The organism is bacterium, assembly GCA_030685015.1.
Taxonomy (GTDB): domain Bacteria; phylum CAIWAD01; class CAIWAD01; order CAIWAD01; family CAIWAD01; genus CAIWAD01.
Window position 1 is genome coordinate 32,014 of record JAUXWS010000013.1, and the last position, 24,564, is coordinate 56,577.

The window sequence follows — 24,564 nt, forward strand, 5'->3', positions numbered from 1 at the left end:
AGCGAGGTCCCCCCCATGCGCTTCAACACCCGCGCCATTCATGCCGGCGAGCAGGTGGACGCCGCCAGCGGCGCCATCGGCATGCCCATCGTGCAGAGCACGACCTTCGTGCAGGAGGACATCGGCCTCACCCGCGGCTATGACTACACGCGGGCCGGCAACCCCACCCGGGCCGCCCTCGAGGCCAACCTGGCCTCGCTTGAAGGGGCGCGCCACGGCCATGTCTTCTCCTCCGGCCTGGCCGCGCTGCAGGGCCTCATGCACCTGCTGAAGCAGGGCGACCATCTGGTTTGCTCGGCCGGCGTCTATGGCGGGACCTGGCGCTTCCTGACCAAGGTGATGGCGCCCTGGGGCCTGCACTCGGACTTCGTGGATACGGCGGACCTGGACCAGGTGCGGGGCGCGCTGCGACCGGCGACGCGCCTCCTCTTCGTCGAGACGCCCACCAACCCCATGATGCGCCTGAGCGACATCCGCGCCCTGGCCGGCCTCTGTCAGGAACGCAAGATCCTGCTGGTGGTGGACAACACCTTCCTCTCACCCTACTTCCAGACGCCCCTTGAGCTGGGCGCCGACATCGTCCTGCACTCCTGCACCAAGTACCTGGGCGGACACAGCGACATCCTGATGGGCGCCCTGCTCCACAGCCGCGACGACCTGCAGGAGGCCCTGGCCTTCGTGCAGAAGAGCGCGGGGGCCGTGCCCGGGCCCTTCGATTGCTTCCTCATGCTGCGCTCGACCAAGACCCTGGGCCTGCGCATGGAGCGGCATTTCGAGAACGCCCTGCGCGTCGCGCATTTCCTGGACGAGAACCCGGCCGTGCGCGCCGTCCATTACCCCGGCCTGGAGAGCCACCCGCAGTACGATCTGGCCCACCACCAGATGCGCGGCTTCGGCGGCATGCTTTCCTTTGAGTTGAAGGACTACGAGACCGCCCGCGCGGTGGCCCGCCACCTGCGTCTCTTCAAGCTGGCGGAGTCCCTGGGCGGCGTCGAGAGCCTGGTCAACCACCCGGCCGGCATGACCCATGCCTCCGTCCCCCGGGTGCAGCGCGAGGCCTACGGCCTGACCGACGCCCTGCTGCGCCTGTCGGTGGGCGTGGAGGACGTGGAGGATCTCATCGAGGACCTCTCCCTCGCCCTGGCCAGGGTGGGCGGCTGAGACCCCCTGGTCGACTTCGGGCGGTCATGGGGAGGACGGGGCAGGGCCGGCGGCGGCCCCGAGCCCGGTGATGGGTGCGGGACCTGGAACGCTTTGGGCTGGTCCGTCGCCCGCGTGCCCCGCGTCCATCCATGCGAATCCGTGCCTGGGACACGTTGAAGGAGCGAGGGCATGAGCGAAGCGACCTGGACCACCGCCATCACCAAGACGGCCGCCGGTGAACTGCGCGTGCGCGGCTACGCCATCACCGACCTGATCGCGCGGCTCAGCTTCGCGCAGACCGTCTTCCTCATCCTGAAGGGGGAGCTGCCCACGGCGGCGGAGGCCCGCATGATGGAGGGCCTGCTCGTCTCCTCCATCGACCACGGCATCACGCCCCCCTCCAACCTGGCGGCGCGCACGGTGCTGAGCGGCGGCAACAGCCTCAACGCCGCCGTGGCGGCGGGCATCCTCACCATCGGGGACAGCCACGGGGGCGCCATCGAACAATGCGCGCGCATCCTCCAGGAGGCGGTGGCGGCGGGGGAGGACGCTCCGACGCTGGCGGCGCGCTTCAAAGCGGCGGGCCGGCGCCTCCCCGGCTTCGGGCATCGCATCCACGCCCGCGACCCGCGTTCCAGCGCCCTGCTGGAGCTGGCCGACCAGTGCGGTTTCACCGGTCCGCACATCCGCCTGGCGACGGCCTTGATGGAGGAGCTGGAGCGCGGCACGGACAAGAAGCTGCCCCTCAACGTGGACGGCGCCATCGCCGCCGTCATCTCGGAGATGGGCTTCGACTGGCGCCTGGGCAAGGGCTTCTTCATCATCGCCCGCACCCCCGGCCTGGTCGCCCATGTCTTCGAGGAATGGACGACCCAGAAGCCCATGCGCAGGCTGGGCCCCCTGGGCGGTGAATACGCCGGGCCGGCGGATCGCGAGCTGCCCTCGTCCTGAGGGCCGGACCTCCCTGGGCGGCGGGTCGACGGGGAAGGGCGGAGAGCATGGTGGATCAGAGTCGTGGCGAGGTCGGACGATGTTGTTGAGGGCCCTCTTCCGCGGCGGCTTCATCGGCGGCCTGCTCGCCTTCCTCTGGACCGCCTTCTCCTGGTCCATCCTCGCCTGGCACCGTCCCACCGTCCTCCCCCTGGCCGACGAGGCGGCGGCGGCGGACTTCCTGCGGGTCCAGGCCCCGCGCTCCGGGGTCTACCTGCTGCCCAACCCGCACCATCCACCCGCCGGGCTCGAGCTTGATTCGTTGGTCGCCCACCTGGACCGCCAGGTGGCGGCCGCGGCCCAGGGACCGGTCTCCTTTCTCGCCGTGCGGGCCCAGGGCCAGAACCTGGCCCATCCCGCCTTTTTCCTCAACACCCTGCTCATCCATGTGGCGGGCGCCATCCTGCTGACGCTGCTGGCCTGGCAGTTGCGGGGCGGGAGCTACTGGCGACGCTGGGGCGGTCTCATGCTGGCCGTGGCGGCGGGCGGGGTGGTCAACCAACTGCCCTACTGGAACTGGTGGCACGCCGGTCCGGCCTGGACCCTGACCAACTTGGCCGACCTGCTGGCCGGCTGGGGCCTGGCCGGGCTCTTCATCGCCTGGGCGGTCGGACCGGATCGGCGGCGGACGCACAGGCCCGGGGCGCCGACGGCCTGAGGCTGGAGACTGTCAGCCTGTCGGACCTGGCCGGCTCAGTCGGATTCCAGGCGCCAGCGCAGTCCCAGGCCGGCACGCAGCACCTCGAAATCCTTGACGCGGGAGATGCCGCCCCAGGCCGCCTCGCTGTCCCGCCACTCGCGCTCCACCACCGGGATGAGGGTGAGGGAGGCGCCAAGGGCGAGGCGTCCGCGCAGGCTGAGCAGGATGCGGCGGTCGTGGCGGCCGTAGTGGAAGGGATCCTGCAGCTCGCCCAGGCGGCTCTGGTACCAGCGGTCGCGCAGGGTCAGCCCGGCGTCCAGGCCGGCCGCCCGCGTTCCCCAGCGGCCGCTCCAGCCCAATGAGAGGCTGTACTGGTCCTCCTGGTGGCTGCCGTCGCCGCCTTCGCTGTCCACGCCCAGATTCACCGTGCCCACGCCCTGGCTCCCCGTGTAGCCCACATTGTGGGTGTCGCTGAAGCGCCAACCCAGCCCGGCGCTGAGGCCGGCCGGCATGCGCCAGCCGAGGTCCAGACCCAGGGACCACGCCTCCCCGTCATACTCGGTGAACCAGGGATTGTAGGACTCCCGGTCCCAGGCCGCGCTGAGCGAGAGGCCCGGCTGGCGCAGCCAGGGTCCACGATCCGGGCCGCGGGCCTTGAGCACCAGCTCGATCTGGTCGCTGTCGAAGGTGGCGCCCCGTTCGGCGCCTGTGTCGCGGTCCAGGAAGCGGCGGATGTAGTAGTTGTCCAGGGTGCGCCAGTTCAGCTCCGTGCCCCAGCCAGGGCGGGGCTGCCAGGCGCCGCTCAGCCGGTGGCTGGCGTAGGTGTTGGCCGGGCTGCCCTCGTACTGTGTCCACTTGCCGTCCCAGCTCAGGCTGAGACGACCCTGGCCGGGGCGGCCGCCCGCCCATCTCTGCAGGGCGGCGAAGGGCCCCTGGCGGGAGCGCAGGCGCCACTGGAGAGCGAGGCCCAGGCGGTGGTCGACCCGCAGGGCGCCCGCCCCCTCCACATCCGGCTGGAAGGAGGGGTCCCGTTTCAACCGGCTGCGGTCGCTGTCCGACAGGCGCAGGATGTTGTCGTCGGCGACCAGGCGCTCCTCAAGGCTGATCGTCCAATCCGGCGCATGCCAGGCGGCCATCGCCGGCAGGGCGATCGCCAGCAGGGCGATGAGATGCAGGACGCGCCGCACCTCAGCTCCCGCTGTGGCGCAGGGCTTCGCGGGGCATGAGGAAGCGCAGGTTCACCTCGCGCCCGCTGTCCTGGAACTTCACGGCATACTGGTGGCGGCCGGCCGGCACCTCGATGTAGATGACCTCGCCGCGGGCCGGCATGGTGTTGTCCTTGCCCACGTAGGTGGCCGCGGTGCTGCGCCGTCCGCGCAGGACCCAGGTGTTCTTCAGGAGGCCGTCCTCATGAACTTTGAGCTGGTATTTCTGCTGGCCCGTCATCGTGGTGTTCCAGTCCAGCCGGCTGATCACCTTGACGACGGTGGGACCCGTCACATCCAGCTGCAACTCGGAGCCGGAGGCCAGCACCTGGTAGGTGGCGCGCTTGTCCTGGACGGCGATGTTGCGCGTGGCACCGCCGCCCCGGGGCAGCAGGTCCACCGTGCCGCCCTTGGGCATGGGCTGCAGGGCCTTGGATTGCAACCGGAGGAACACGTTCTCCGAGAGCAGGCCCTCCGTCTGGAAACTGATGTCGTGCGTGCCGTAGGGGATGCGGATCTCCTCGGTGATCGAGGCGGAAAGACGCGGCCACTTGGCGGGGGTGGCGAACTCGGGCGCCTCCTTGGGCGGTTGCAGGTGGACCGTGCGGGAGCGGACCATGGGCAGGCGCAGGGTGCCGCCCGGTTGGCCGTCCAGATTCCAGGAGATCAGGTTCTCCTTGCCTTTGAGCTTGCTGCGCCAGGGGGCGCGTGCCACCACGCGGAGCACGGCCGGCCCGTTGACGGAGGCCTTCATCGCGCCGCCCTTGTCCAGTTGCCAGTAGACCCGCGCCTTGCCGTCCACATCCACCATGGCGCGCTTGGCGCCCTTCACGGTGCGGACGTTGACCCAGGCCGCGCCGGCCATCCCCGCCACCAGCAGCAGCGCCAGCAGCGCCCAGGGCAGGCGGGCGGCCAGCCGCCGTCCCGCTCCGGCACCCGATCGGTTGATCATGTCTCCTCCTTCGTGCTCGCGCCCGCCCCACGCCTGGTCCGGACATGTCCTTCATGGCCGGCCCGTCTTCATCGGCCGGGGCGGCCCTGGTCATCAGATGTGTTCGTCGGGTCCGGCCGGCATCTCCCCCAGACGCTGCATGCGCAGATCGAAGCGGATCACCAGGAGCACCATCACCGCCATGATCGCCACGGCCAGACCCACCACGCGCAGGTCATAGCGCTCCTCGGCGAACATGCTGCCCTCGCCGGGAAGGGGCACGTGCCCGGGCCGCCAGGGAATGCCGTGCTTCTTCAGCATGGCGGCGAACTTCGACGGCACGTACTTGAAGTTGATGATCGAGACGCCGTTGTCCGAGAAGTGGTGCACCACGCCCTTGGCCGGATAACTGTCGTCCTGCAGATGTCGCGTGTAACCCAGCGGGATGACGTGCGCGTTGTCCGGGTGGCCCAGGCTGACCACGCCGCCGCCGATGTTGATGTAGGCCCGGTAGCCGCGCAGGGACTCCCGCACCGCCTCCCGGTAGACCCGGATGCGTCCGTCCACCGCCTGCTCAAGCGATTCCGGATTGAGATAGCCCACGCCGTTGCGCTCGATGGCGGCCCGCACCAGGGCGCGCCCCTCGGGCGAAAGGCTGCGGCCGCGGTCGTCGGCGCCGCCGATGGAGGCGGCCACGCTGCGGAAGGTGATTTGTCCGTTGTCGACCAGCACCTTCTCCATGTCCAGCCAGGTGAAGTCGGGGTCATTGGCGCCGTACCAGGAGCTGGAGACGCTGGTGATGATGACCGGTTCCAGCTCCAACACGCGGCAGGCGGCATAGGCGGCCAGGTTGAGCCCGGGGAAGGAGCCGGTCACCCCCAGGGCCACCTTGTCGCCGCGCTCGAGGCCCGCCTCCTTGAAGATCTGGACCATCATGGCGGCGGTGTTGGGATTGGTGGTGGCCAATTTGGCCTGGTGGTTGCCGTCCGTGGAGGTGATGGGCGTGTGCTTCTGGCCGATGAGCAGCGTGCGGTCCGGGTCGTTGACCTCGTCCACGAAGGCGGCGGCGGGGGCCTTGGCGTCCCGCAGGATGCCAATCCAGCTCTCCATCAGGCGGGCGGCGGCCAGTTTCTCCTCGTGATGGGGCCGCTTGACGGGGACACGGCTGCGCTCGGCCCAGTTGTAGAGCCCGTAGGCCATCAAGGCCAGGACGACCAGGGTCCAGATCGACTTGAGACTGGGCTTAAACATGGAAGATTTCCCCCCCCGTCACGAGCATGAGCAGCAGCCGCACGCAGGAGGCCACCAGCAGCAGGCAGAGCAGGGTCTTGACCACGCCCTGCTTGTCCATCCAGTTGGAGATGAGGCCGGGGATGATGAAGCCCACCGCCTGCATCTGCAAATCCACGCCAAAAAGGTCGTAGAAGGTGGACTGCCGGGAGAAGTAGCCCAGCACGAAACCGATGAGGATGGAGAGGACGAGGCGGCGCCGGCCGTAGATGAACATCACCAGGGAGAGGCCCCGGATGATGCCGAAGGTGGCGAAGCTGACAAGGAAGGTGCCCAACAGGCGCAGGGGATCGTGCATCTGCAGGGCCACGTAGCCGGGCACGACGATGCCGCCGGCCGAGACGCCGATCACCTCCTGGAAGATCATGCTGAGGATCACTCCCAGGCCGACGCTGATTTCGATCATGCCGCACTCCTGTCGCGGAAGTAATGGGCCACCTCATGACCGCCGCCGTGGACGTTGCCGATCCCCATCACCGTCATGACGGGGAAGGGCAGGTTGATCACGGTGTTGAAGGTCAGCTCCGGATGGACCGTCCCCAGATTGACCACCTTCTCCTGGGGCAGGCCCATGCGGTAGCAGACGCCCAGCAGCTTGTCCGTCACCTCGCCGATGAGGATGAGGCGCTCCCAGGCCGTGTCCTGGTGCACCATCTCCACCAGCTGCTCGCTGCGCTCGAAGCGGTCCTTGCGGGTGTTGAGGATGAAGACGGTGGCGCCGGGGTTGTCCTGCACGCCCGTCACGCGCTGCCAGATGGCCAGCGTGCTCTCGGGGTCGTTGGCGGCCAGCGCGTTGACGAAGGTGACGTGGCGTCCCTCGTGCTCCAGGCAGTACTTCTTGAGGGCGCCGCAGTCCGGCGCCGCGCGGTACATGCCCTCCAGCGCCACCTCCCGCCCGATCCCGACCTGGGCGGCGACAGCCAGGGCCAGGGCCACGTTCTCCTTGTGCTCGATGTAACTGAAGGGGCGCATGTCCTCGTCGCTCACGTCGTGGTCGACCACCTCGTGGAGGACGGTGCCGCGCTGGGCGGCCTCCCGCTTCATCAGGGCGAAGAGCTTGTGCTCGCAGGTGAAGGCCACCTTGCCCACGGGCAGCGTGTTGCAGAGGCTGCGCGCCACGTTCTCCACGGTGGGGCCCATCTCCCGCAGGTGGTCGGGCCGGGCGTTGGTGATGACCCCGATGGTGGAGCGGACCATGCGGTGCTCGGCGATCCACTGGTACTCCGGCTGGACGGCCATGCATTCGATGACCAGGGCGCGGGGCCCACGACGGGCGGCATAGGCGACGACGCGGGTCTGCTCGATGATGTTGGCCCCGCGCGGCCGGACGATGGGAATCTCGGAGCCGTCCTCAAGGATGACCTGCGGCGCGCTGCCCGTGGTCTTGGCGATGGTGGCCAGGCCCCCCGCCCGCAGGGCGCCGGCGACCAACCGCGTGACGCTCGACTTGCCGCGGGTTCCGTTGACGTGGATGCGAATGGGAATGGAGCGGAGGTGCCGCTGATGCCGCCTATACTCGAAAATGCCCAATGCGATGATCAACAAAAGCAGCAAAGCGATGATGGTCATACACGTTCCGGACTTGATCCCCCTGGCGCCTTCCGCCGGCCCAGGCCGTCTCCACGCCAGCCTGGCGCGGGGGGGATGGGGGGCGGAGCATGTGAGCAAAAGCGTTCCAGCAAGCACAAATCAAGCCAGAACAGCTTGATGACACGGTGGACAATGTCGGAAAGATCGGCAGGCGAAGCATCAGGCCCCTGCGGGCAATTCCCCATGTCTATCAACCAGTTGACTGGAACAAGATCCTGATGCGTGAACGGCCCGTCCGCCGGAGGCGCCGACGGCCCCATGGATCCATGTCTGGAATTCTTGTCAGAGCGTCTGGCAGCCTGTCAGGCTTGGACCTTCGCTGGGATTCGCGCACATCTCGAGACCGGTCTTACGAAGATTTCGCGGCGCATACTGGTGGTATGTGCGAGAAAGCTGCGGAGCATCCAGGCCGATTGAGGCGATGAGGACCACGAGGTGTCCAAACCCGACAATCAGTGGACAGAATCTCGTGGAAAGGTCGGGTGATGAAGCCACCACACCGGCCATCGCAAAGCCGCTGACCCGCTGGCGCAGGGGTGCTTGGTCAAGCGGCAGCAACGCGGCGTTGGCCCGCCGGCTGCGGGAAAGCCATTGTCGGATTGACACTTGGCCTTATCTTTGCGTTGGTCTCAACTGGCGCCGGAACGCCGGCCCTCGCCACGGACCGGCCGACGGGCGCGGCGCGACAGAAAAGGATATGGGATCTCATGGCGGTCAAGATGTCAGGAGTGGTCCAAGGGGTCCATCGCGGCTTGCTGCTGCTCTTCCTCTTGGCCACAGCCGCTTTCGCCATGCCCGTTCCGGCCCCGCCCAGCCAACCTGTTCCCGTGGGATACCTGGCGGACCGCACGGGGCAGCGCGACGACGCCCTGCTCTGCTACCACGCCGACGCCGCCTACTTCGTCAAGCTGCCCCATCCCCTCTTCGGCAACCAAGGCCTCCTCTACCAGCGGGTCACCCCCGGCGCCTCCGGCCACATGAACGCCTTCGAACTTCGTCTTTACAACAACTATCCAGGCTCGGTCCGCCATGTGGGCATCCTCAGCCTGACCGTCCACCGGCGCGTGGGCGGCCTGCCCGGACCCTTCGAGCAGATGGTCAGCCTGGACGCCGACACGGTGGGCAACACCATCCTCACCCTGCCGCTGGACACACCCTTCCCCTTCTCCCTGGGCGAGGAGTTCTATCTCGGCCTGGCCTTCCAGCCGGCCGCCTCCGTGGACACGGTGGCCTATGTCACGGCCTCCCTGGGCAGCTACAGCGGACACTCCTTCTTCCTCATGAGCAACCAGGTGATGTGGTGGGGGGATCAGCTGGGCACGCCCTTCGGCGACATGCATTACTGCGCCGACGTGTGGCTGGACAACACGCAGGCCCATCTGCACTTCCCCTGGACCCAGCTGGACCTGGGTCGCGGCCGGGCGGGACACCCCCTGGAGCTGGAGGTGCCGCTCATCAACCAGGGCACCGGTCCGCTCATCGTCAACCAGGCCAGTGTGGCCGGACCGGACTGGTCCTGCCGCTTGGTGGGTCCGGACAGCCTCATGCCGCCCGACACGCTGCTGCTCTGCCTCGCCTGGAACGCCCCCCAGGTGGACACCGTCTCCACCAGCCTGCTCACGCTGCAGAGCAACGCCGCCAACGAGGCCAACCGGCAGCTGACCTTGAACGCCGCCTCCAGCACGGCCGACCTGCTGCTGGCCGATTGGGACGAGTGGGACGTGGCCACGGCGCAGCTGGGGGCCGAGGGTCCGGCCACCGGCAACTGGAGCCTCTACCGCGGCCTGGGCCGCCCGGAACCGTTCATGGGGCACAGCATGCCGGCCGGCGGCCTTGTCGTCCAGGACATCCTTTACCTGCGCGGCCTGTTCCTGAGGCAGGGCGACCAGTTGCGCCTGCGCTGGGCCCAGTACCAGCGCAACCGCAGCGCCATGGTGCAGCATGCGCTGGCTTGGCGGGATCCCCTCACCGCGCAGTGGCAGGTCCTGGCCGAGCCGGATCTGGGCAGTCCGGATTGGCTCGGTCCGGAAGGGGAGTGGTTCACCGTGCCCTGGCACACCTGGACCGCCCCCAGCACGGGTCTGCATGATCTGGGTCTGCTCTATGGCGGGACCAACGCGGTGGACATGTGGTTCATCGACGACCTCGAGGTTGATCTGCTCGCCCCGATCCAGGCGCCGGAGCTGCGCATCCACGCCTTCTGCGGTCATGCCCTCCTTCTGTGGAATCCCGTGCTGGGGGCCGAGTACTACCGCATCGAGCGGGTGGACCGCACGCCCCATCAGGTGCTGGGCCACACCGCGACCTGCGCCTGGACCCATCGCCACGCCCTGCGGCTGGGCCGCGCCCAGTACCGGGTGATCGCTGTGGGCCGGGACGAGGCGGGAGCGCCGCCGCCGCCCATGCCCGTCATGTGGGAAGCGGAGGATCCGTGATGACCTGTCAGGGCGGAACCGTGTTGGTGACCGGCGCCGGCGGATTCATCGGCCGCCACCTCTGCCGACGCCTGGTGAAGGAGGGCGCCCGTCTGCGCGTGCTGCTGCGCTACACCTCGCAGCCGGTGGCGAGCCAGCTGCCGGCCGACCTGCTGGAGCAGGCGGAGATCCACCGCGGCGACATCAGCGACCGCGCCCTCCTGCGCCGCGCCATGGAGGGCGCGGACATCGTCTTCCATCTGGCCGCGCTGGTGGGCATCCCCCATTCCTACGCCTGTCCGGCCGAGGTCTTCCGCGTGAACGCGGGCGGAACCCTGGCCCTGCTCGAGGCCGCCCGCGAGGCGGGACCGGGCCGCGTGGTGATCACCTCCACCAGCGAGGTCTACGGCAGCGCCCGCCTCGTCCCCATGCCGGTGGACCATCCCCTGGCGGCCCAGTCGCCCTACGCCGCCTCGAAGATCGCCGCCGACCAGCTGGCCCTCTCCTACCACTGCTCCTTCGGGCTGCCCGTGGCCGTGCTGCGTCCCTTCAACACCTATGGTCCCGGCCAGAGCGGACGCGCCGTCATTCCGGCCATTCTCGGCCAGGCCCTGGCGGGTTCCACCATCCGGCTGGGCGAGACCGCCTCCACGCGGGATTTCAACTACGTGGCCGATACAGTGGAGGCCTTCCTCGCCGCCGGCCTCCGCCCCGCGGCCCTGGGCCGTGTCACCACCTATGGCAGTGGCCGGGAGACGTCGATCATGGACGTGGTGCGCCTGGCCGAGAAGCTGGTGGGACGGCCTTTGCAGGTGGAGTGCCGCGCGGAGCGGAAACGTCCGGCGGCCAGCGAGGTGGAGCGCCTCTGCTGCGATCCGGAACCCGCCCGCCGCGTGCTGGGCGTGACCGCCCGCGTTCCTCTCGAGGAGGGCCTGCGTCTCACGCTGGAATGGTTGCGCGAGCAGGGGCTGCGGCCGGGAGGCTCCTTTGACACCTGAGCCCCCCCCTCCGCGCGACCGCTTGATCGGCGTCGGGTGCGACACGGAGGAGCGAAGCCGGCTGGAGGGCGTCCTGGCGCGCGACCCCGCCTTCCTGGGCCGCTGGTTCACGGCGAAGGAGCAAGAGGCGATCGCCCGCGCGGCGGACGGCCCGGGCCTGGCCCTCCGCCTCTTCTGCCTGAAGGAGGCGGCGGTCAAGGCCCTGTGGCGGCACATCCCCCTGGGCATCTCCCGCATCGAAGCTCTGCCGGCGCCGGAAGGCTACCGGCTGTGCGCGCTCGATCCACGGACGGCCACCCTCCGCCTGGACGGCCACTGCCAGGCGGATGCCCGGCATGCCTGGGCCGAGGTGCTGGCCTTCCACTCCCCCGCCGCGGCGTCAGCCGGCGGGGAAACCCAGGCGTGAGCTGCGCGCGGCACCGCCGGCCGTGAAGCCGGGGCGGCCCATGCGGCCATAGGTGAGCAGCTTGCCCGCCTCCACGCCCGGTTGGTCGAAGGTGTTGATGTCGAGCAGCTCGCCGTTGACGAAGGTCTCCAGCATGAAGAACTGGAAGAGCTGGCCCAGCCAGTAGGCGTCCAGCGAGGGCAGGCTGATCGTGCGGCTGCCGCGGCCCGCCTCGCGCAGGGCCTCGGCTGTGCTTTCCTGCTCCGCGTTGATCAGCTCCCCCAGGTCGTGCCCGCCCAGGTAGGCGATCTCCTCGTCCCCGGGGTAGACGGCGGGAATGGGGCTGGGGCCGGCGAACCGCTCCAGGCGCAGGAAGCTCACCAGTTTGTCGGCGGGCCCCTCCATGAAAAGCTGGAGGAGGCTGTGCTGGTCCGCCGCGCCCAGCGCGCCCAGCGGCGTGCTGCCGGCATGGACGAGGTGCCCCTGGCGGTCCGTCCGCTTGCCCAGCGACTCCCCCCACAACTGCACGTACCAATTGGCCACGTAGCGCAGTCGGCGCGAGTAGGGCATGATGACATGCACGGCGCCCAGGCGGCCGAACCAGAGCCAGGCGGCGGCGGCGGCGGTCAAGAGCCGGTTGTCCGGCAGGGGCCGCGTCACGACATCAAGGGTGAGGGCCTCGGCGCCGGCGAGGAGGGCCTCCGTGTCCAGGCCCAGCATGGCGGCGGGAAAGAGGCCGACATTGGTGAGGAGGGAGAAGCGTCCGCCCGTGCGCGGCGGAATGTCGAGCACGGCCAGCCCCTCCCGGGCGGCGATGCGTTGGAGCAGACCCTGGCCGGCGTCGGTGGTGACGACCAGGTGCTCGCGCCAGGCGGCGCCCAGCCGCTGCTCCAGCCAGGCGCCGACCGCCATGAAATTGGCCGCCGTCTCCGCCGTGGTGCCGGACTTGCTCACGATGTTGACCAGGGTCCTGGCCGGTTCCAGGCAGGCCAGGGTCTCGCGCAGGGTATCGGGGTCGCTGTTGTCCAGGACATGGAAACGGGGCCGTCCGCCGCGCAGCTCGGGTCGATCATTCCACCAGCCGTGACAGAGAGCGGCCTGGATGGCAATGGTGCCCCAGGTGCTACCGCCAATTCCGATGAGCAGGAAATCCTCGAAGCGGCCGGCCAGGCGCTCGGCCAGAGCCCGGCCCTGCGCCGCCTCCGGTCGTCGGAAGGTATTGGCGAAGGTGCCCTCGCCGCTGTCCACCATGCGTCCCAGGAGCTGGCGGAAGTCCTCCAGGCGGGGCGCCAGCTTCGAAAACTCCTCCCGCTGCAGGCCCCGTCCGCCCGGCAGGTTGTCCGCCAGCATCAGGTCCAGATCGATCCCCAGCAAGCCGCTCATGCGAGTCCTCCCAATTCATCCGCCGCCAAGAAAAAGCCACCCTGGGGGTTCAGGGTGGCTTGTCGCACTTATCTCGTGCCGCAGTCCAAAGGTGCGGCGACGTGGGTCGTCATGATGACACCCGAATGGTCAGATCTTCTTGGGCGTTTTCTCCTCGGCCGGCAGGATTTTGTACATGCCGGCGCCGCAGGCGCTGCAGTTGCCCTTCACGGCGTTGCGGCCGTTCTTCATGGCCAATTGGACCACATCCTTCATGTCACGATGAGCGCGGCAACGCATGCAATAGCCAGAGTGCGACATAAGCCCTCCCTTGTTGATCGCCGTCACAAACTAGGGATTTCCTGCACAAATTCTCAAAGCAAAAATCGCCTATTTGAAGCTGGCCAGACTGGGCGCGGTTTCCCCACCCGGCCCGCCTCAGGCCCCTGGGTTGTGGAAGCGCCGCTCCAGCTCGATCAGTTTCCGCTTCAGAAAGAAGACGACGATCAAGCCCAGGACCAGAAAGACCGAACCGACGTAGACGACCAGATGCCCGGGATCGTTGTTGACCGAGAGGATGGTCGTCTCCACGCCGCCCCGCTGCTGGCTGCGCCGGAAGCTCGATTGGAAGAACTTGTAGCCCCGGTGCACCAGGGTGTTGTTCATGGAGATCTCGATCTCGCGGCCCTGGATGCCCTGTTCGGGATCATCCAGCAGGACGAAGGAGGCGTAGCCGGCCGCCATCATGGAGCCGGGGTAGCGATCCTCGACGAAATCACGCAAGGTGAGGTTGAAGCCAAGGGCTACACGATTCTGCTCGAGCCCGACCAGCCAGGTGGCGCCATCCACCTGGATGGGCTTGCGCTGACCCAGGCGCAGCCATCTCTGCTCGACGACACCGTCCTTCTCCGTGCGCAGCCGGACGGCGGGCATCTCGCCCTTCACGCCCAGGTTCTCCATCTCCTCCTGACGCCAGGCCTTGCGCAGCACCTGGTCCACCGAGAGCTGGAAGCCCATCCAGGGAAGCACGAGAGGCGCCCCGCCCACGGCCACGGGCTGTTCCCGCACCCGACCTTCCTCCAGCCAGGCGACGCGGAGGCCGTCCCCGGTCAAGGCCAGCCGCACCAGCTTCTCCCCCAGATCGGTGTCGGAGAAGACCGGCTCCCAGTCCAGCCCGCCCAGCCGGGGCAAGGTGGGAGTGGCCCCAAGCAGGGCGTCGAAGCCCGGCATGTTGCGGAAGAAGAGGTAGCGGTCGCCCGCGCCGTCGCGCCGCAGGTGGAACTCGAGGGCCGGATTGGCGGCCGGGCCGGGCAGGTCCAGGAGGGCGCCCTGCTCGTTCATGGAGAAATTGCGGTAGACACGGGCCAGCTGGAGGCTGAGCCCGCCCCCCAGGATGAGGGAATCCCCCACTGACGGCAACTGGACCGTGCGCCGGGCGCCGGACAGGGTGAAGGAAAGGGAGCCCGTGCTGGCCGTGCGCAGCGAGGCCTGCCAGGAGGCGAGGTCGGGGTACTCGAAGGCCTCGAAGCGCAGCAGGCCGTTGAAGTCGCGGCGGTTCTCCCCGGGGCGGCGCGGGAAGAGCCAGAGCTCTTCCTGGAACATGGCCGACTGGAAGCGGAGCTGCAGGCCCGGGTTGTCCACCGGGCCGTCCTCCTTGATCTCCATGCGGGGCTGGGCGTCGGTGTAGAACCGGTCCACCGTGAAGGTGCCGCCCCCCGGCACCTCGTAGGACTTGTTCATGAACTCCCGCGGCGGGCTGCTGCTCAGGGAAGTGGGGTGGATCAGGCGAGCCTGGTCCGGCTGCTGGGGATCGTAGACCGTGAGCACCATGTCCCGCATGGTGATGAAGTCCGCGCTCTCCCCCTCGTCCATGGTCAGGGTCCCCTCGAAGCCATAGTGGCGGGTCATCCAGGCGCCGAGCAGGATGGCGAGGATCGAGCTGTGGATCATGATCACGCCGATGTGGCGCAAACGCCAGGGCCGCAGCTTCCAGGTGGCCAGACTGAGATTGAGGGCGAAGAGGGCCAGCAGGAAGTCGAACCAACCTGTCCGATAGACGTAGGCCTGCACCAAGTGGGTGGAGGTGGAGGATTCCAGCTTGGTGGCGAAGGCCAGGATGACGGCGATGAGGAAGAGCAGGGTCACGCCCAGACCCAGTGAGGAAAGGACCTTGAGGATCCTTTTGATGATGGTCATGCGACCCTTTCTTTCCATTTCACAACTTCCCGGCGCAATATCGCAATCCCGACGAGTGGAGTGCCCTATCTGGTTCAACGGGACAATGTCTCGGGGCTGACGCGGCGGGCGCTGATCAGGCGACGCCGCCAGTAACCTTCATCCAGGCCGGCGATCTCCACCCCCTTGGTCGTGCTGCTGTGGATGAAGAGTCCCCCTCCCTCGTAGATGCCCACATGGGAGATGCGGCGCCGGCTGCCAGTGTGGAAGAAGACGAGGTCCCCCGGCTGCAGCTCGGCGCGCGAGACGGGCATGCCCAGACGCGCCATCTCCGCCGAGGAGCGGGGCAGCTCGCGCCCCCAGGCGTCGCGGGCGGCCCGCCAGACGAGGCCGCTGCAATCCATGCCGCGGCGCGTGTTGCCTCCGTAGCGGTAGGGTACGCCCAGGTACTTGTGGGCCGCCTTCAGCACCTCCGGGCGGGGTTGGGCGTGGAGCCGGAAGGAGGGGAGACCGCCTCCCTTGCGCGCATCCCTCGGCTTGGCCTTCGCTTCCTGCCGGGAGAGTTTGCGTTCCTGGCGGGCGGAATCGGCGGGCGACTCCGCCGGCCGCGTCCCCTCCGGCCCGAAGCGGGGATGGCCGCGCAACCCGGAGCAGCCGCCGAGCACGAGCAGGGAGGCCAGCAGCAGCAAGCCCGCCACAGCCGGGGCACGGCGCCACCGCGGGGGACGGGTTTGCCTACTTCCAGCTGCTGGCACGGAAGCGCTCAACGTAGGCCTCGTAATGGGCGGCGCTCTGGTGCAGGGCGGCCACCTCCCCGGGCGTCAGCGACCGCTTGACCTTGGCCGGGCAGCCCGCCACCAGGGAGCGGGGGGGAATGATCATCCCCTCCAGCACGACCGAACCGGCCGCCACCAGGGACTCGGTCCCCACGATGGCGCCGTCCAGCACGGTGGCCTGCATGCCGATCAGGACGCAGTCCTCGATCGTGCAGCCGTGCAGCATGGCCATGTGGCCGATCGTCACGTCGTGCCCGATGCGCAACGGGGCCGTTTCGTGGGTGACGTGGAGGACGGAGCCGTCCTGCACATTGCTGCGCTCGCCGATGCGGATGTAGTTGACGTCGCCCCGCACCACCGTGTTGAACCAGACACTGCTGCCGGCGCCGATCTCCACGTCGCCCAGGACCAGGGCGCCGTGCATGACCGCCACGTCGTCGGCCAGGCGCGGGGTCTTTCCCTCGAAGGGCAGCACATGTCCAAAGCGCATGATGTCTCCTTTCAGTCTCCGCGCGGCGCCGGCCACTCCCATCGGATCAGGCGGACCGGCGGGCGGCGGGCACGATGATGCGGAAGGTGATGCCCCGTCCCGGCCGGGTGTCGTGGACAAAGATGCGACCGCGGTGGTATTCCTCCACGATGCGGCGGGCCAGCGAGAGGCCCAGGCCCCAGCCGCGGCTCTTGGTCGTGAAGCCGGGGCGGAAGATCTCCTCCTTGATGGCGGGATCCACGCCTTTCCCCGTGTCGGAGACGTCGAGCACCACCCGCTGCCCCTGGCGGGCGCTTCTCGCCTCCAGGCGGATCTGGCCGCCGCCCAGGCTGAGCGAATCCAGGGAGTTCTTGACCAGATTCTCGATCACCCATTCGAAGAGGAAGGCGTTGAGGCGGGCCGGCGGCAGCCCCGGCTCGACGACGATCTCGAAGGAGATGTCGCGCCCACCACGGGGCAGGCGGCTGCCGAAGTAGTCCACCACCCGCTCCAGCAGCCGCGGCAGGTCGACAGCGGCCAGCTCCACCGCGGAGCCGATCTTGTTGAAGCGGGAGGCGATCTTCTCCAGGCGCGCCGTGTCCAGCTTCATCTGCTCGAGGGCCTCCCCCATCCCCGGATCGGCCTCCAGCACCTCGATCCAGCCCATCAGGCTGGAGATGGGCGTTCCCAGCTGATGGGCCGTCTCCCGCGCCATGCCCACCCACACGCCGCTCTCCTCGGCCCGGCGGATCTGGTGGAAGCCCAGGTAGCCCAGCAAGCCCACCAGCAGGGAGGCGACCAGGGTGAAGACCGGAAAGAGCTGGACGCGCTCGACCAGCTTGGAGTCCCCGTAGTGGAAATAGTCGGTGATGGTGTCGTACTGGAAGGGGATGGGCTCGTGGACCAGGTCCATCTGCTGGACCAGGCGGCGGATCGTCTCGCGGTTGGCCTCGTTCTCCTCGTCCAATGCGGAATCCAGGTTCTTCCAGAACTTCGGGTTGCCGCGGGCATCCGTGTAGACCAGTGGGAAATCGATGGTGCGGATGAAGTCCAGCACCGCCTCCGGGTAATGCGTGGCCAACAGGCCGTAGTGCTCCACCCGCACGGTGAGGTTGCGCCGCGCCTCCGCCCGCAGGTCCTCCACCAGGCTGCGTGCCATGAAGAGGATGACGATGGCGGTGGCCACGCCCACCAGCAGCAGGATGCCCTTGATCATGCCGCCAGCCCGGGCTCCGCCCAGCCGCAGGCGTGCTCGCAGCGGCTTCACGCGAGCGCCGCCGCTTTGCGGGCAAGCACCAGCAGGCAGCCGCCCTCCTGCCGCATCCCGCGCAGGTCCAGCTCATTGAGCAGGCGCACCGGCAGCAGCACGAGCAGCACCCAGGGCAGCACCAAAGGGAGGGTCCAGAGGCCAAGACCCAGCAGACGCATGGGAGCGCGCACGCCCAGCAGCCAGGCGAGGCCGCCGGCCCGCCCATAGGTGGAGCGCAGCCAGACCTCCTCCAGCCCGGCCTGGGCCAGCCGCTCCCGCATCATGGCCCTGGTGTAGCCCATGCGGGCATGCTCCCCGACCGTGGGCGTGCGCCGAAGCACCTCGTCCTCGTCCAGTCCATCCTCCATGGCAGGTGTGTGCAGAAGCAGCAGGCCGCCTTCATCCAATACGGCGGCGAAATTGCGGAAGACGCGCCGGTCGTCCTCGATATGCTCCACCACGTCCACGTTGAGCACCAACTGGACGGGAGACTCCAGGCGGAGGGCAAGCAGATCGCCCTCCTCGGCCCGTACGCCGCCCAGGCGGGTGTCGCGGCAGTAGTCCCGCAGCGCTTCCACGCAGGCCGGATTGAGATCGACGGACACCACCTCCGCCTGGGGAAAGGCCTGGCGCAGGGCGGGCACGTACTGACCGAAGCCGGTGCCGGCGTCCAGGATGCGCCGCGGGCGCAGGCCCTGCCCGGCCAGGGTCCGCAGGGCGCGGCGCACCTCCAGCTCCCGCAGGAAGAACTGGCGGGAGAGGAAAAAAAGAAGGCGCTTCATCCAGGCCCGGCGCAGGAAGAGACGCGCCAGCCGGCCCTTGACAGGGTCGTAATTCATGCGGCCAACATAGGGCCGGTCCTTGCCCCATGCAAGGCGCCCTCGCCGCCAGCGGGTGCCAGATCTTGCACATGGTGGGCAAGAGTCCAGCTTCACTTCAGGAGCTTTCCCTTGGCCAACAAGCATTTGCCTACTGGAACACTAATTGCTGGAGACCGGTCGCCCTGAACCTGCCCGACCTGCATTTCCAGGAATGCCGCCACCGGGCGACTCGAAGCTCCAGAATCCATCGCCCGCCTCGGCGGACGGTGATGGCATGGCTCAAACCTGGTCCCGGCGGTCCGTCCAGGCCTGTCCCGCACCCGACGCGGCCCAGGCGTGGCGCGCCAGAGTGGATGTCTCGGGGATGGCCTTCAGGCGATCCAGTGGCGTCAAGTGAAGTCCGGAACGCACGATCCCGCGCCGGACGGATGGCAGGGACCTGGAAGGCGGCCCGCGAGGGCCGCCTTCTTTTGTTTCCTTCACCCGGGCGGCGGTCGCCCGTCCCTTCCTGCCGCGCCGGGACCCAGGCCGGGGAGCCATGGAGGTCCGGACCAGACGAGCTGTGACAACAGGACTGGACCAAGGGGGAGGATCATGACGAGCGGACCGGAGACAAGCCAGCGCCCCTGGGGCCATTTCGAGGTGCTGCTGGATGCGGTTGACATGAAAGTCAAGCGCATCCTCGTGCAGCCCGGTCAACGCCTGTCCCTCCAGCGCCACCACCGGCGGCGCGAGCACTGGTTCGTGGCGGCGGGCCAGGGCGTGGTCGACCTGGACGGGCAGGCCCGGCAGGTGGCGGCGGGGGACTCGCTGGACATTCCCCTGGGCGCCTGGCACCGGGTGCGCAACCCGGCCGCTGTGGATCTGGTGCTGATCGAGGTGCAGACCGGGGATTATTTCGGCGAGGACGACATCGAGCGTCGGGAGGATGACTACGGCCGCGTGCCCCCGGGCTCATGCAAATGACCGGCGCTCGTGCCGCCGGTCATTTGTTCGATGCTGTGTGTCTGCAGGCGATCCTCTAGCCCCCGGAGGACCGAGGGGCAGGGGAGCAAACCACGTGCCTGTCGCCGAAATCGCGTTCAACTCCTTCTAACAGCTTGCCCCTTCACGGTGGGGCTTCGCCATGTGTTCAGCATCCGACTGGCAACCGCCCGATCCCGAACACCCGCGCCCATTCTGTCAAATGGACGGGCGCCCGGTTGGCCCGCCGCGTCCACCGCTCAGAGATCGTCCTTGCCGGTGAGCAACTCTTCCATGTCGTCGGCCACCTGGCCCACCAGACCCACCAGCCGGCGCAGCACGGCGGCGTCCGGATCGGCCGGGATCCTGGCGCAGAAGAGGGCCACGTCGCCCTGGGTGGATGCCTGGTATTCCCAGGCCCCCATGATCACGTCGTGGTTGGCGTGGAGGAGCAAGGTCATGACCATCGAGGAGGCCAGGGTGTCGCCCAGGCAGCCCGGCGAATAGATCTCCCTCACCTCCAGGCCTTCCAGGTTGCTTGTCCCGGAGCGGATGAAGACCAGCTGGGTGCGGCCATCCTCGAATTCGAGCAGGAGCCGGTACTCCCCGTCGGGGTCCAGCTCGTGGATGAGGCCGGCCTCGGCCAGCAGCGGACGCAGGCGGGCGTCGCCCAGGGGCGCCTCGTCCTGGGCCGCCAGCGGCGCCGTCAGGAGCAGGCAGACCGCCACCGTAAGCAGTCGGGCGATTTGTGCGTTCATGGTTTCCTCCGTGTCGTGTTTGCCATTTCGGCCCTGGTCAACCAACCAGGTCCCAGACCAGCTTGAGCAGGGTGGCCGTCACCACCAGTCGAAAGACAGTCCTCACCAGTCCCACATGCCGGCGCATGACCAGGCGGGAGCCCAGGCGGGCGCCCAGGAACTGACCGGTGCCCATCACCAGGCCCGGCACCAGCAGCACATGGCCGCCCAGGGCGAAAGCGCCCAGCGCCGTGACGTTGGAGGTGAAGTTGACCACCTTGGTCGTGGCCGTGGCGCTTTTCAGGTTCATGCCCAGCACGCCCACCAGCAGCGCGGTCCAGAAGGTGCCCGTCCCGGGTCCGAAAAACCCGTCATAGAAACCGATGCCCAGACCGGACGCCATGAAGAAGGGCAGGGGCCGCAGGCGGGGCCGGCCCTCCGCCTCGCCCAGGTTGGGCCGGAGGAAGGTCCAGCCCAGGATGAGGACGAGCAGCAGCGGGATGAGCCAGCGCAGGAAACCCGGATCGAGGGCCTGGACGGCGGTGGTGCCCAGGACGGCTCCAATGAAAGTGAAGGCGACGCCGGGCAGCAGGTTGCGAAAGCGCACGAGGCCGCCGTGGCGGTAATGGATGGCGGCGCTGAAGCTGCCGAAGCTGGACTGCAGCTTGTTGGTGCCCAGGGCGAAGTGGGGCGGCAAACCAGCGGCGAGGAGGGCGGGCAGCGTGATCAGGCCGCCGCCGCCGGCGATGGAATCCACGAAGCCGGCGAGCAGGGCGGCCAGCCACAAGAGCAGAAGGACGCCCGCACCCGGCATGACCTCCATCATGACGCGACCGTTGAGTGGGATCGTTGACGCATGCCCCCGCCGCTCTGTCTGCGCGGCCGGCCATCGCCGGCCTGGCCCCAAGGTAGGATACGCGCCGCCGCCCGTGACGCTTGGTCGACAATCCGGCGACGCCATCCCCTAACTTGCGCCGTCACACAAATCCTGGGAGTGCCATGACCGCCACCACCACGCCCCGCCTTCGGGGCCGTTTCTTCAACGGCCTGCTCTGGGCCCTGGCCCTGCTCATCATGTTCAGCGCCATCGTCTACCAGCGCCGCACCGGCCCCACCTATCCACGCCGCGGCGAGATCGTGGTGGCGGGCGAAAGCCACCGCTACCGGCTGGTGCGCAGCCAGGAGACCACGCGCGAGGCGCGGGTGCTGCTGCCGGCGGCCGGCGGGCGAATCTCGGGCACGCTCTACTGGAAGCGCTTCAAGCGGGAGGAACCCTGGCGGCCGGTGGATCTCTGCCCGGCGGCGGACCTCCTGCCCGGGCTGGGCGGCCGCGAGCAGGAGGAGCTGGCCGATCGCCTGGTGGCCCTCCTCCCCATGCAGCCCCCCGCCGGCAAGCTGGAGTACTTCATCGAGCTGACGACCCCGCACGGCCTGATCCGCATTCCGGAGGACCACGAGGAGGCCATCGTCATCCGCTACAAGGACCCGGTGCCCGGCCACGTCCTGTGGCCACACGTCGTGCTCATGTTCTTCGCCGTGCTGGTGGGGATGCGGGCCGGACTCTCCGCCCTGGCCGACCCCGGCCGCATGCGGCGGCAGGCCTGGGTGGCGCTGGGGGGCATGTCCCTGGGCGGCATGGTGCTGGGGCCGCTTGTGCAGAAGTTCGCCTTCGGGCACTACTGGACGGGCTTCCCCCTCGGCCGGGACCTCACCGACAACAAGATGCTCGTCATGTGGCTGGCCTGGATCCTGGCCTGCAGCATCATCGGCTTGCGAGCGCGGCCGCGGGAGATCCTCAACCGCCTCATCGTGGTGCTGGCCGCCGTGGTGATGACCGGCGCCTACCTCATCCCCCACAGCATGCGCGGCAGCGAGCTGGATTACTCAAAACTGGAGCAGGGCGTCGACCCGCGCCGGGCGATCGGCACCAGCGACCACTGATGGATGTCGTCCACCTGCACCTGGTCCTCGTCCACCTGCCCGTGATCGGACTGCCCCTGGCGCTGGGCGTCTGGACCCTGGCCACCCGGCGGGGCGAGCGCTTCTGGCAGACCGGCGGAGCCTGGTTGTGGCTGTTCTGCGCCGCGGCGGCGGCCGGCGCCTATCTCAGCGGTGGCGCCGCCTTCGAGCGGCTGCGCGCGGCGGCGGGGGAGGCGGGCTGGGAGGCGCAGGCGCTGGCCGAGACCCATGGACTGACCGGGCGGGCCGCCCTGCTCGCCACCGTCCTGTCCGCCCTGGCCCTGCTGCAGATACCGCTCCAGCGGCGCCAGGGGCAGGATCCGGGCCGCGCCCTCCACCTCCTGGCGCTGATCCTGGGTCTGGCCGCCTGCGCCCTCCTCTTCCTGACCGCTTGGCAGGGCGGACTCGCGGGGCATCCCGAACTGCGCTGAGACAGCTGGTGGACCGATTCTCGTGAGATGTCGGATGATGACGGGCACAGGCCGTCCAGCGCAAGGCGTCCGCGCCGCCGGCGCAGTGGGGCTGCGTCAAGGCGCGGCAACGCGGCGATGGGCGGTCTGGGCGCTTCCCGTAGGGTTTGCGAGCTTTCCATTGTTCCGTCTCCCATGCATTGTGCAGCAAACAGCAGCCGGCAGATCACGGGAATCGGTCCACTAGGCCGGAGTGGCGCCCGGGCAGGATCTCACTGGCGACGGTGGAGCCGCCAGGCGAAACGCGCCACCTTGGTGAGACGCGGGTGGTAGAGGCACAGGTGGCGGCTGATCTCGACCTCGCGCCCGCCGAAGCGGCGCTTGAACTCGGCCGGCCCGTAGGATTCGCCCACCCGGCCCGCCCCGCCGAAGTCGAAGAGGCGGATGCCCCGCTCGCGCAGGTCCTCCAGGATGCAGTCCACCAGCCAGCTGCCGACCTGGCTGTCCCCCCAGCCGGCGGCCGTTCCCGTGTACCAGTCGATGGCCCGTCCCCCGTGGAGGAGTTCCACCCGCGCGTTGACCGGGGGGCCGCCGGGCAGGCCGGCCAGGTAGATGCGGCACATGCCGGCGGGCACCAGCTCGTGATACACCGCCTTGAGCAGGGGCCAGGGCAGGGGCGGCGCCGCCACCCGACGGCTGGTCTCGAGCAGCAGGGCGTGGACACCGCGCAGCTCCTCCGGCCCGCGGGCCAGCCGCCAGGCGAAGCCGTGCGAGCGGCCGGCGCGGATGTTGCGCCGGAGGCCGCGGCTGTAAGCCCCGCGCAGGATGTCCATGGGGGCTTCCAGATCCACCAGGAAGTTGCGGTGCCGGTCCGTGCGCAGGCCGAGGCCGGCCATCAGGTCGTCCTGTTCCCGTCCCTCCACGTACTGCTCGAAATAGAGGCAGTGCCGGGGCAGGAGGCGATCCAGCTCGCGCATCAACTCGCGGCGGCTGTCCATGTCAAGGGCGAGCAGGCCGGCGGGGGCGAAGGCCTTCCAGCCGATGAGGGGAACGGGAAAGAGGCGGTCAAGCAGGACGATGGCCAGCCCGGCCAACCGGCCGTCGCGCCGGACCTGCACCAGACGGCAGGGGAGGCCCGACAACTGGAGGGCGCGGAAGAACTCCGGGGTGTGATACACGGAGGCCACCGGCGCTTCTTCGAGCAGGGCGCGCCAGTCGGATTCGTCCGGCAAGGCGAGGGTGCGGCTGTGGCTGACCCCTTCCCCCATGCCGATCCTCCTGTCACACACTGCGGGCGGAGGGAAGGTGGCAATTGGCCCTGATTCCTACTTTCGGCGCGGAGGCATGCATGGAACAACGCGCCCTGTCGATCCCCGAAGTCCGGCTCATCCAGCCCCGCGTCCACGGCGACGGGCGGGGTTTCTTCGTCGAGGTCTGGCAACAGGAGCGCTACGCGGCCGCCGGCCTGCCCGGCCCTTTCGTGCAGCTCAACCACAGCCACAGCCGGCGGGGCACCCTGCGCGGCCTCCATTTCCAATGGCGGCGGCCGCAGGGCAAGCTGGTGCGCGTCTGCGCCGGGGAGGTCTTCGACGTGGCCGTGGACCTGCGCCCCGGCTCGCCCACTTTCGGCGGCTGGACCGGGACCAGGCTGACCGCCGCCCGGCAGGAGCAGCTCTGGATTCCGCCGGGCTTCGCCCACGGTTTCTGCGTGCTGAGCGAGTCGGCCGACTTCGAGTACTTCTGCACGGAGCCCTACCTGGCCGAGGCCGACGCCACCCTGCGTTGGAACGATCCCGAGGTCGGCGTGGCCTGGCCGCTGGCCGATCCGCTTCTCTCCGAGCGGGATCGGCAGGCGCCCACCCTGGCCGAGTTGCGCGCCCGGCTGGCAGCGGAGTGGGGCGGTTGACCATCCGCCCCGCCAATGGCATGTTGGACCCGTCCCTGATTCTTTCCCAGTCGAACGTTGTAGGGGTGCCGTAACTGGCTGAGAGCATACCCTCCGAACCTGATCCGGATAATGCCGGCGCAGGGAACAGCGGAATTCCTTCCCCAGCCCG

25 protein-coding genes and 1 riboswitch are annotated in these 24,564 nt (G+C 68.9%); of the genes, 10 read left to right on the top strand and 15 right to left on the bottom strand.

What is annotated here, in order from left to right:
* Positions 1-15: 15 nt before the first annotated feature.
* The 3 genes from Q8O14_01140 to Q8O14_01150 all read left to right on the top strand — a co-directional run bounded on the left by Q8O14_01140 (position 16) and on the right by Q8O14_01150 (position 2,791).
* Complete coding sequence (locus tag Q8O14_01140) at positions 16-1,161, top strand: PLP-dependent aspartate aminotransferase family protein (GenBank protein ID MDP2359345.1); 1,146 nt, start codon at positions 16-18, stop codon at positions 1,159-1,161.
* 171 nt (positions 1,162-1,332) lie between these two features.
* On the top strand, positions 1,333-2,094 hold the full coding sequence (locus Q8O14_01145) for a citryl-CoA lyase (GenBank protein MDP2359346.1): 762 nt from the start codon (positions 1,333-1,335) through the stop codon (positions 2,092-2,094).
* 79 nt (positions 2,095-2,173) lie between these two features.
* Complete coding sequence (locus Q8O14_01150) at positions 2,174-2,791, top strand: hypothetical protein (protein MDP2359347.1); 618 nt, start codon at positions 2,174-2,176, stop codon at positions 2,789-2,791.
* A 35-nt stretch (positions 2,792-2,826) separates the two neighbouring features.
* Here the strand turns inward: Q8O14_01150 and Q8O14_01155 are convergent, their stop codons facing one another.
* The 5 genes from Q8O14_01155 to pgsB form a co-directional block, all read right to left on the bottom strand.
* A complete protein-coding gene (locus Q8O14_01155; GenBank protein ID MDP2359348.1) occupies positions 2,827-3,960 on the bottom strand; it encodes a hypothetical protein in 1,134 nt (377 codons plus the stop codon).
* A 1-nt stretch (position 3,961) separates the two neighbouring features.
* Positions 3,962-4,930, bottom strand: coding sequence for a hypothetical protein (locus tag Q8O14_01160; GenBank protein ID MDP2359349.1), 969 nt, complete (start codon positions 4,928-4,930; stop codon positions 3,962-3,964).
* A gap of 93 nt (positions 4,931-5,023) precedes the next feature.
* On the bottom strand, positions 5,024-6,160 hold the full coding sequence (gene pgsW / locus Q8O14_01165; GenBank protein MDP2359350.1) for a poly-gamma-glutamate system protein: 1,137 nt from the start codon (positions 6,158-6,160) through the stop codon (positions 5,024-5,026).
* Entirely contained in the window at positions 6,153-6,605 is a 453-nt protein-coding gene (pgsC, locus tag Q8O14_01170; protein MDP2359351.1) for a poly-gamma-glutamate biosynthesis protein PgsC, read from the bottom strand. The genes pgsW and pgsC overlap by 8 nt, the downstream gene beginning before the upstream one ends.
* The gene (gene pgsB / locus Q8O14_01175) at positions 6,602-7,768 is read right to left on the bottom strand and encodes a poly-gamma-glutamate synthase PgsB (GenBank protein ID MDP2359352.1); all 1,167 of its coding nucleotides are present in this window, start codon (positions 7,766-7,768) and stop codon (positions 6,602-6,604) included. The genes pgsC and pgsB overlap by 4 nt, the downstream gene beginning before the upstream one ends.
* A 740-nt stretch (positions 7,769-8,508) precedes the next feature.
* Between pgsB and Q8O14_01180 the strand changes: the two genes are divergently transcribed.
* Genes Q8O14_01180 through Q8O14_01190 form a run of 3 tightly spaced genes read left to right on the top strand, consistent with a single transcriptional unit; the run spans position 8,509 to position 11,607 of the window.
* A complete protein-coding gene (locus Q8O14_01180) occupies positions 8,509-10,224 on the top strand; it encodes a hypothetical protein (protein MDP2359353.1) in 1,716 nt (571 codons plus the stop codon).
* A complete protein-coding gene (locus Q8O14_01185) occupies positions 10,224-11,201 on the top strand; it encodes an SDR family NAD(P)-dependent oxidoreductase (protein ID MDP2359354.1) in 978 nt (325 codons plus the stop codon). The genes Q8O14_01180 and Q8O14_01185 overlap by 1 nt, the downstream gene beginning before the upstream one ends.
* The gene (locus Q8O14_01190; protein ID MDP2359355.1) at positions 11,191-11,607 is read left to right on the top strand and encodes a 4'-phosphopantetheinyl transferase superfamily protein; all 417 of its coding nucleotides are present in this window, start codon (positions 11,191-11,193) and stop codon (positions 11,605-11,607) included. Before Q8O14_01185 ends, Q8O14_01190 begins: the two co-directional genes overlap by 11 nt.
* Here Q8O14_01190 and Q8O14_01195 read toward each other — a convergent pair.
* The 7 genes from Q8O14_01195 to Q8O14_01225 all read right to left on the bottom strand — a co-directional run bounded on the left by Q8O14_01195 (position 11,581) and on the right by Q8O14_01225 (position 18,456).
* Positions 11,581-12,969, bottom strand: a complete 1,389-nt coding sequence (locus Q8O14_01195) for a glucose-6-phosphate isomerase (GenBank protein MDP2359356.1) — start codon at positions 12,967-12,969, stop codon at positions 11,581-11,583. The genes Q8O14_01190 and Q8O14_01195 overlap by 27 nt on opposite strands.
* A 129-nt stretch (positions 12,970-13,098) precedes the next feature.
* Positions 13,099-13,248: a DUF5679 domain-containing protein gene (locus tag Q8O14_01200; protein MDP2359357.1), complete on the bottom strand. Its 150-nt coding sequence runs from the start codon at positions 13,246-13,248 to the stop codon at positions 13,099-13,101.
* A gap of 138 nt (positions 13,249-13,386) precedes the next feature.
* Complete coding sequence (locus tag Q8O14_01205) at positions 13,387-15,144, bottom strand: hypothetical protein (GenBank protein ID MDP2359358.1); 1,758 nt, start codon at positions 15,142-15,144, stop codon at positions 13,387-13,389.
* Positions 15,145-15,218: 74 nt separating this feature from the next.
* Positions 15,219-15,812 carry an NlpC/P60 family protein gene (locus Q8O14_01210; GenBank protein MDP2359359.1) on the bottom strand — a complete coding sequence of 198 codons (594 nt, stop codon included), beginning with the start codon at positions 15,810-15,812 and terminating at the stop codon, positions 15,219-15,221.
* A 46-nt stretch (positions 15,813-15,858) separates the two neighbouring features.
* Positions 15,859-16,389 carry a gamma carbonic anhydrase family protein gene (locus tag Q8O14_01215; protein ID MDP2359360.1) on the bottom strand — a complete coding sequence of 177 codons (531 nt, stop codon included), beginning with the start codon at positions 16,387-16,389 and terminating at the stop codon, positions 15,859-15,861.
* Positions 16,390-16,435: 46 nt separating this feature from the next.
* Positions 16,436-17,635 carry a HAMP domain-containing sensor histidine kinase gene (locus Q8O14_01220; GenBank protein ID MDP2359361.1) on the bottom strand — a complete coding sequence of 400 codons (1,200 nt, stop codon included), beginning with the start codon at positions 17,633-17,635 and terminating at the stop codon, positions 16,436-16,438.
* Positions 17,632-18,456, bottom strand: coding sequence for a class I SAM-dependent methyltransferase (locus tag Q8O14_01225; protein ID MDP2359362.1), 825 nt, complete (start codon positions 18,454-18,456; stop codon positions 17,632-17,634). Before Q8O14_01225 ends, Q8O14_01220 begins: the two co-directional genes overlap by 4 nt.
* 576 nt (positions 18,457-19,032) lie before the next feature.
* Between Q8O14_01225 and Q8O14_01230 the strand changes: the two genes are divergently transcribed.
* The gene (locus Q8O14_01230) at positions 19,033-19,404 is read left to right on the top strand and encodes a phosphomannose isomerase type II C-terminal cupin domain (GenBank protein ID MDP2359363.1); all 372 of its coding nucleotides are present in this window, start codon (positions 19,033-19,035) and stop codon (positions 19,402-19,404) included.
* A 257-nt stretch (positions 19,405-19,661) separates the two neighbouring features.
* Here Q8O14_01230 and Q8O14_01235 read toward each other — a convergent pair whose 3' ends face one another.
* A complete protein-coding gene (locus tag Q8O14_01235; GenBank protein ID MDP2359364.1) occupies positions 19,662-20,159 on the bottom strand; it encodes a hypothetical protein in 498 nt (165 codons plus the stop codon).
* A 37-nt stretch (positions 20,160-20,196) separates the two neighbouring features.
* The gene (locus Q8O14_01240; protein MDP2359365.1) at positions 20,197-20,961 is read right to left on the bottom strand and encodes a TSUP family transporter; all 765 of its coding nucleotides are present in this window, start codon (positions 20,959-20,961) and stop codon (positions 20,197-20,199) included.
* 176 nt (positions 20,962-21,137) lie between these two features.
* Between Q8O14_01240 and Q8O14_01245 the strand changes: the two genes are divergently transcribed.
* Positions 21,138-22,079 (top strand): hypothetical protein, encoded by a 942-nt coding sequence (locus Q8O14_01245; GenBank protein MDP2359366.1) that lies wholly within the window; start codon positions 21,138-21,140, stop codon positions 22,077-22,079.
* A complete protein-coding gene (locus Q8O14_01250) occupies positions 22,079-22,528 on the top strand; it encodes a hypothetical protein (protein ID MDP2359367.1) in 450 nt (149 codons plus the stop codon). The genes Q8O14_01245 and Q8O14_01250 overlap by 1 nt, the downstream gene beginning before the upstream one ends.
* Positions 22,529-22,779: 251 nt before the next feature.
* Here the strand turns inward: Q8O14_01250 and Q8O14_01255 are convergent, their stop codons facing one another.
* Positions 22,780-23,775, bottom strand: coding sequence for a GNAT family N-acetyltransferase (locus Q8O14_01255; GenBank protein ID MDP2359368.1), 996 nt, complete (start codon positions 23,773-23,775; stop codon positions 22,780-22,782).
* An 80-nt stretch (positions 23,776-23,855) separates the two neighbouring features.
* Between Q8O14_01255 and rfbC the strand changes: the two genes are divergently transcribed.
* Positions 23,856-24,413, top strand: coding sequence for a dTDP-4-dehydrorhamnose 3,5-epimerase (gene rfbC / locus Q8O14_01260; protein MDP2359369.1), 558 nt, complete (start codon positions 23,856-23,858; stop codon positions 24,411-24,413).
* Between the two features lie 51 nt (positions 24,414-24,464).
* A riboswitch (TPP riboswitch) is annotated at positions 24,465-24,556 on the top strand.
* The last annotated feature ends 8 nt before the right edge of the window (positions 24,557-24,564 follow it).

Bases quoted from the DNA above. Each gene is read 5' to 3' on its own strand.
- Q8O14_01140 (MDP2359345.1), top strand. From the start codon at position 16: ATGCGCTTCAACACCCGCGCCATTCATGCCGGCGAGCAGGTGGACGCC.
- Q8O14_01145 (MDP2359346.1), top strand. From the start codon at position 1,333: ATGAGCGAAGCGACCTGGACCACCGCCATCACCAAGACGGCCGCCGGT.
- Q8O14_01150 (MDP2359347.1), top strand. From the start codon at position 2,174: ATGTTGTTGAGGGCCCTCTTCCGCGGCGGCTTCATCGGCGGCCTGCTC.
- Q8O14_01160 (MDP2359349.1), bottom strand. From the start codon at position 4,930: ATGATCAACCGATCGGGTGCCGGAGCGGGACGGCGGCTGGCCGCCCGC.
- pgsW (MDP2359350.1), bottom strand. From the start codon at position 6,160: ATGTTTAAGCCCAGTCTCAAGTCGATCTGGACCCTGGTCGTCCTGGCC.
- pgsC (MDP2359351.1), bottom strand. From the start codon at position 6,605: ATGATCGAAATCAGCGTCGGCCTGGGAGTGATCCTCAGCATGATCTTC.
- pgsB (MDP2359352.1), bottom strand. From the start codon at position 7,768: ATGACCATCATCGCTTTGCTGCTTTTGTTGATCATCGCATTGGGCATT.
- Q8O14_01180 (MDP2359353.1), top strand. From the start codon at position 8,509: ATGTCAGGAGTGGTCCAAGGGGTCCATCGCGGCTTGCTGCTGCTCTTC.
- Q8O14_01185 (MDP2359354.1), top strand. From the start codon at position 10,224: ATGACCTGTCAGGGCGGAACCGTGTTGGTGACCGGCGCCGGCGGATTC.
- Q8O14_01195 (MDP2359356.1), bottom strand. From the start codon at position 12,969: ATGAGCGGCTTGCTGGGGATCGATCTGGACCTGATGCTGGCGGACAAC.
- Q8O14_01200 (MDP2359357.1), bottom strand. From the start codon at position 13,248: ATGCGTTGCCGCGCTCATCGTGACATGAAGGATGTGGTCCAATTGGCC.
- Q8O14_01205 (MDP2359358.1), bottom strand. From the start codon at position 15,144: ATGACCATCATCAAAAGGATCCTCAAGGTCCTTTCCTCACTGGGTCTG.
- Q8O14_01215 (MDP2359360.1), bottom strand. From the start codon at position 16,389: ATGCGCTTTGGACATGTGCTGCCCTTCGAGGGAAAGACCCCGCGCCTG.
- Q8O14_01225 (MDP2359362.1), bottom strand. From the start codon at position 18,456: ATGAATTACGACCCTGTCAAGGGCCGGCTGGCGCGTCTCTTCCTGCGC.
- Q8O14_01230 (MDP2359363.1), top strand. From the start codon at position 19,033: ATGACGAGCGGACCGGAGACAAGCCAGCGCCCCTGGGGCCATTTCGAG.
- Q8O14_01235 (MDP2359364.1), bottom strand. From the start codon at position 20,159: ATGAACGCACAAATCGCCCGACTGCTTACGGTGGCGGTCTGCCTGCTC.
- Q8O14_01240 (MDP2359365.1), bottom strand. From the start codon at position 20,961: ATGGAGGTCATGCCGGGTGCGGGCGTCCTTCTGCTCTTGTGGCTGGCC.
- Q8O14_01245 (MDP2359366.1), top strand. From the start codon at position 21,138: ATGACCGCCACCACCACGCCCCGCCTTCGGGGCCGTTTCTTCAACGGC.
- Q8O14_01250 (MDP2359367.1), top strand. From the start codon at position 22,079: ATGGATGTCGTCCACCTGCACCTGGTCCTCGTCCACCTGCCCGTGATC.
- Q8O14_01255 (MDP2359368.1), bottom strand. From the start codon at position 23,775: ATGGGGGAAGGGGTCAGCCACAGCCGCACCCTCGCCTTGCCGGACGAA.
- rfbC (MDP2359369.1), top strand. From the start codon at position 23,856: ATGGAACAACGCGCCCTGTCGATCCCCGAAGTCCGGCTCATCCAGCCC.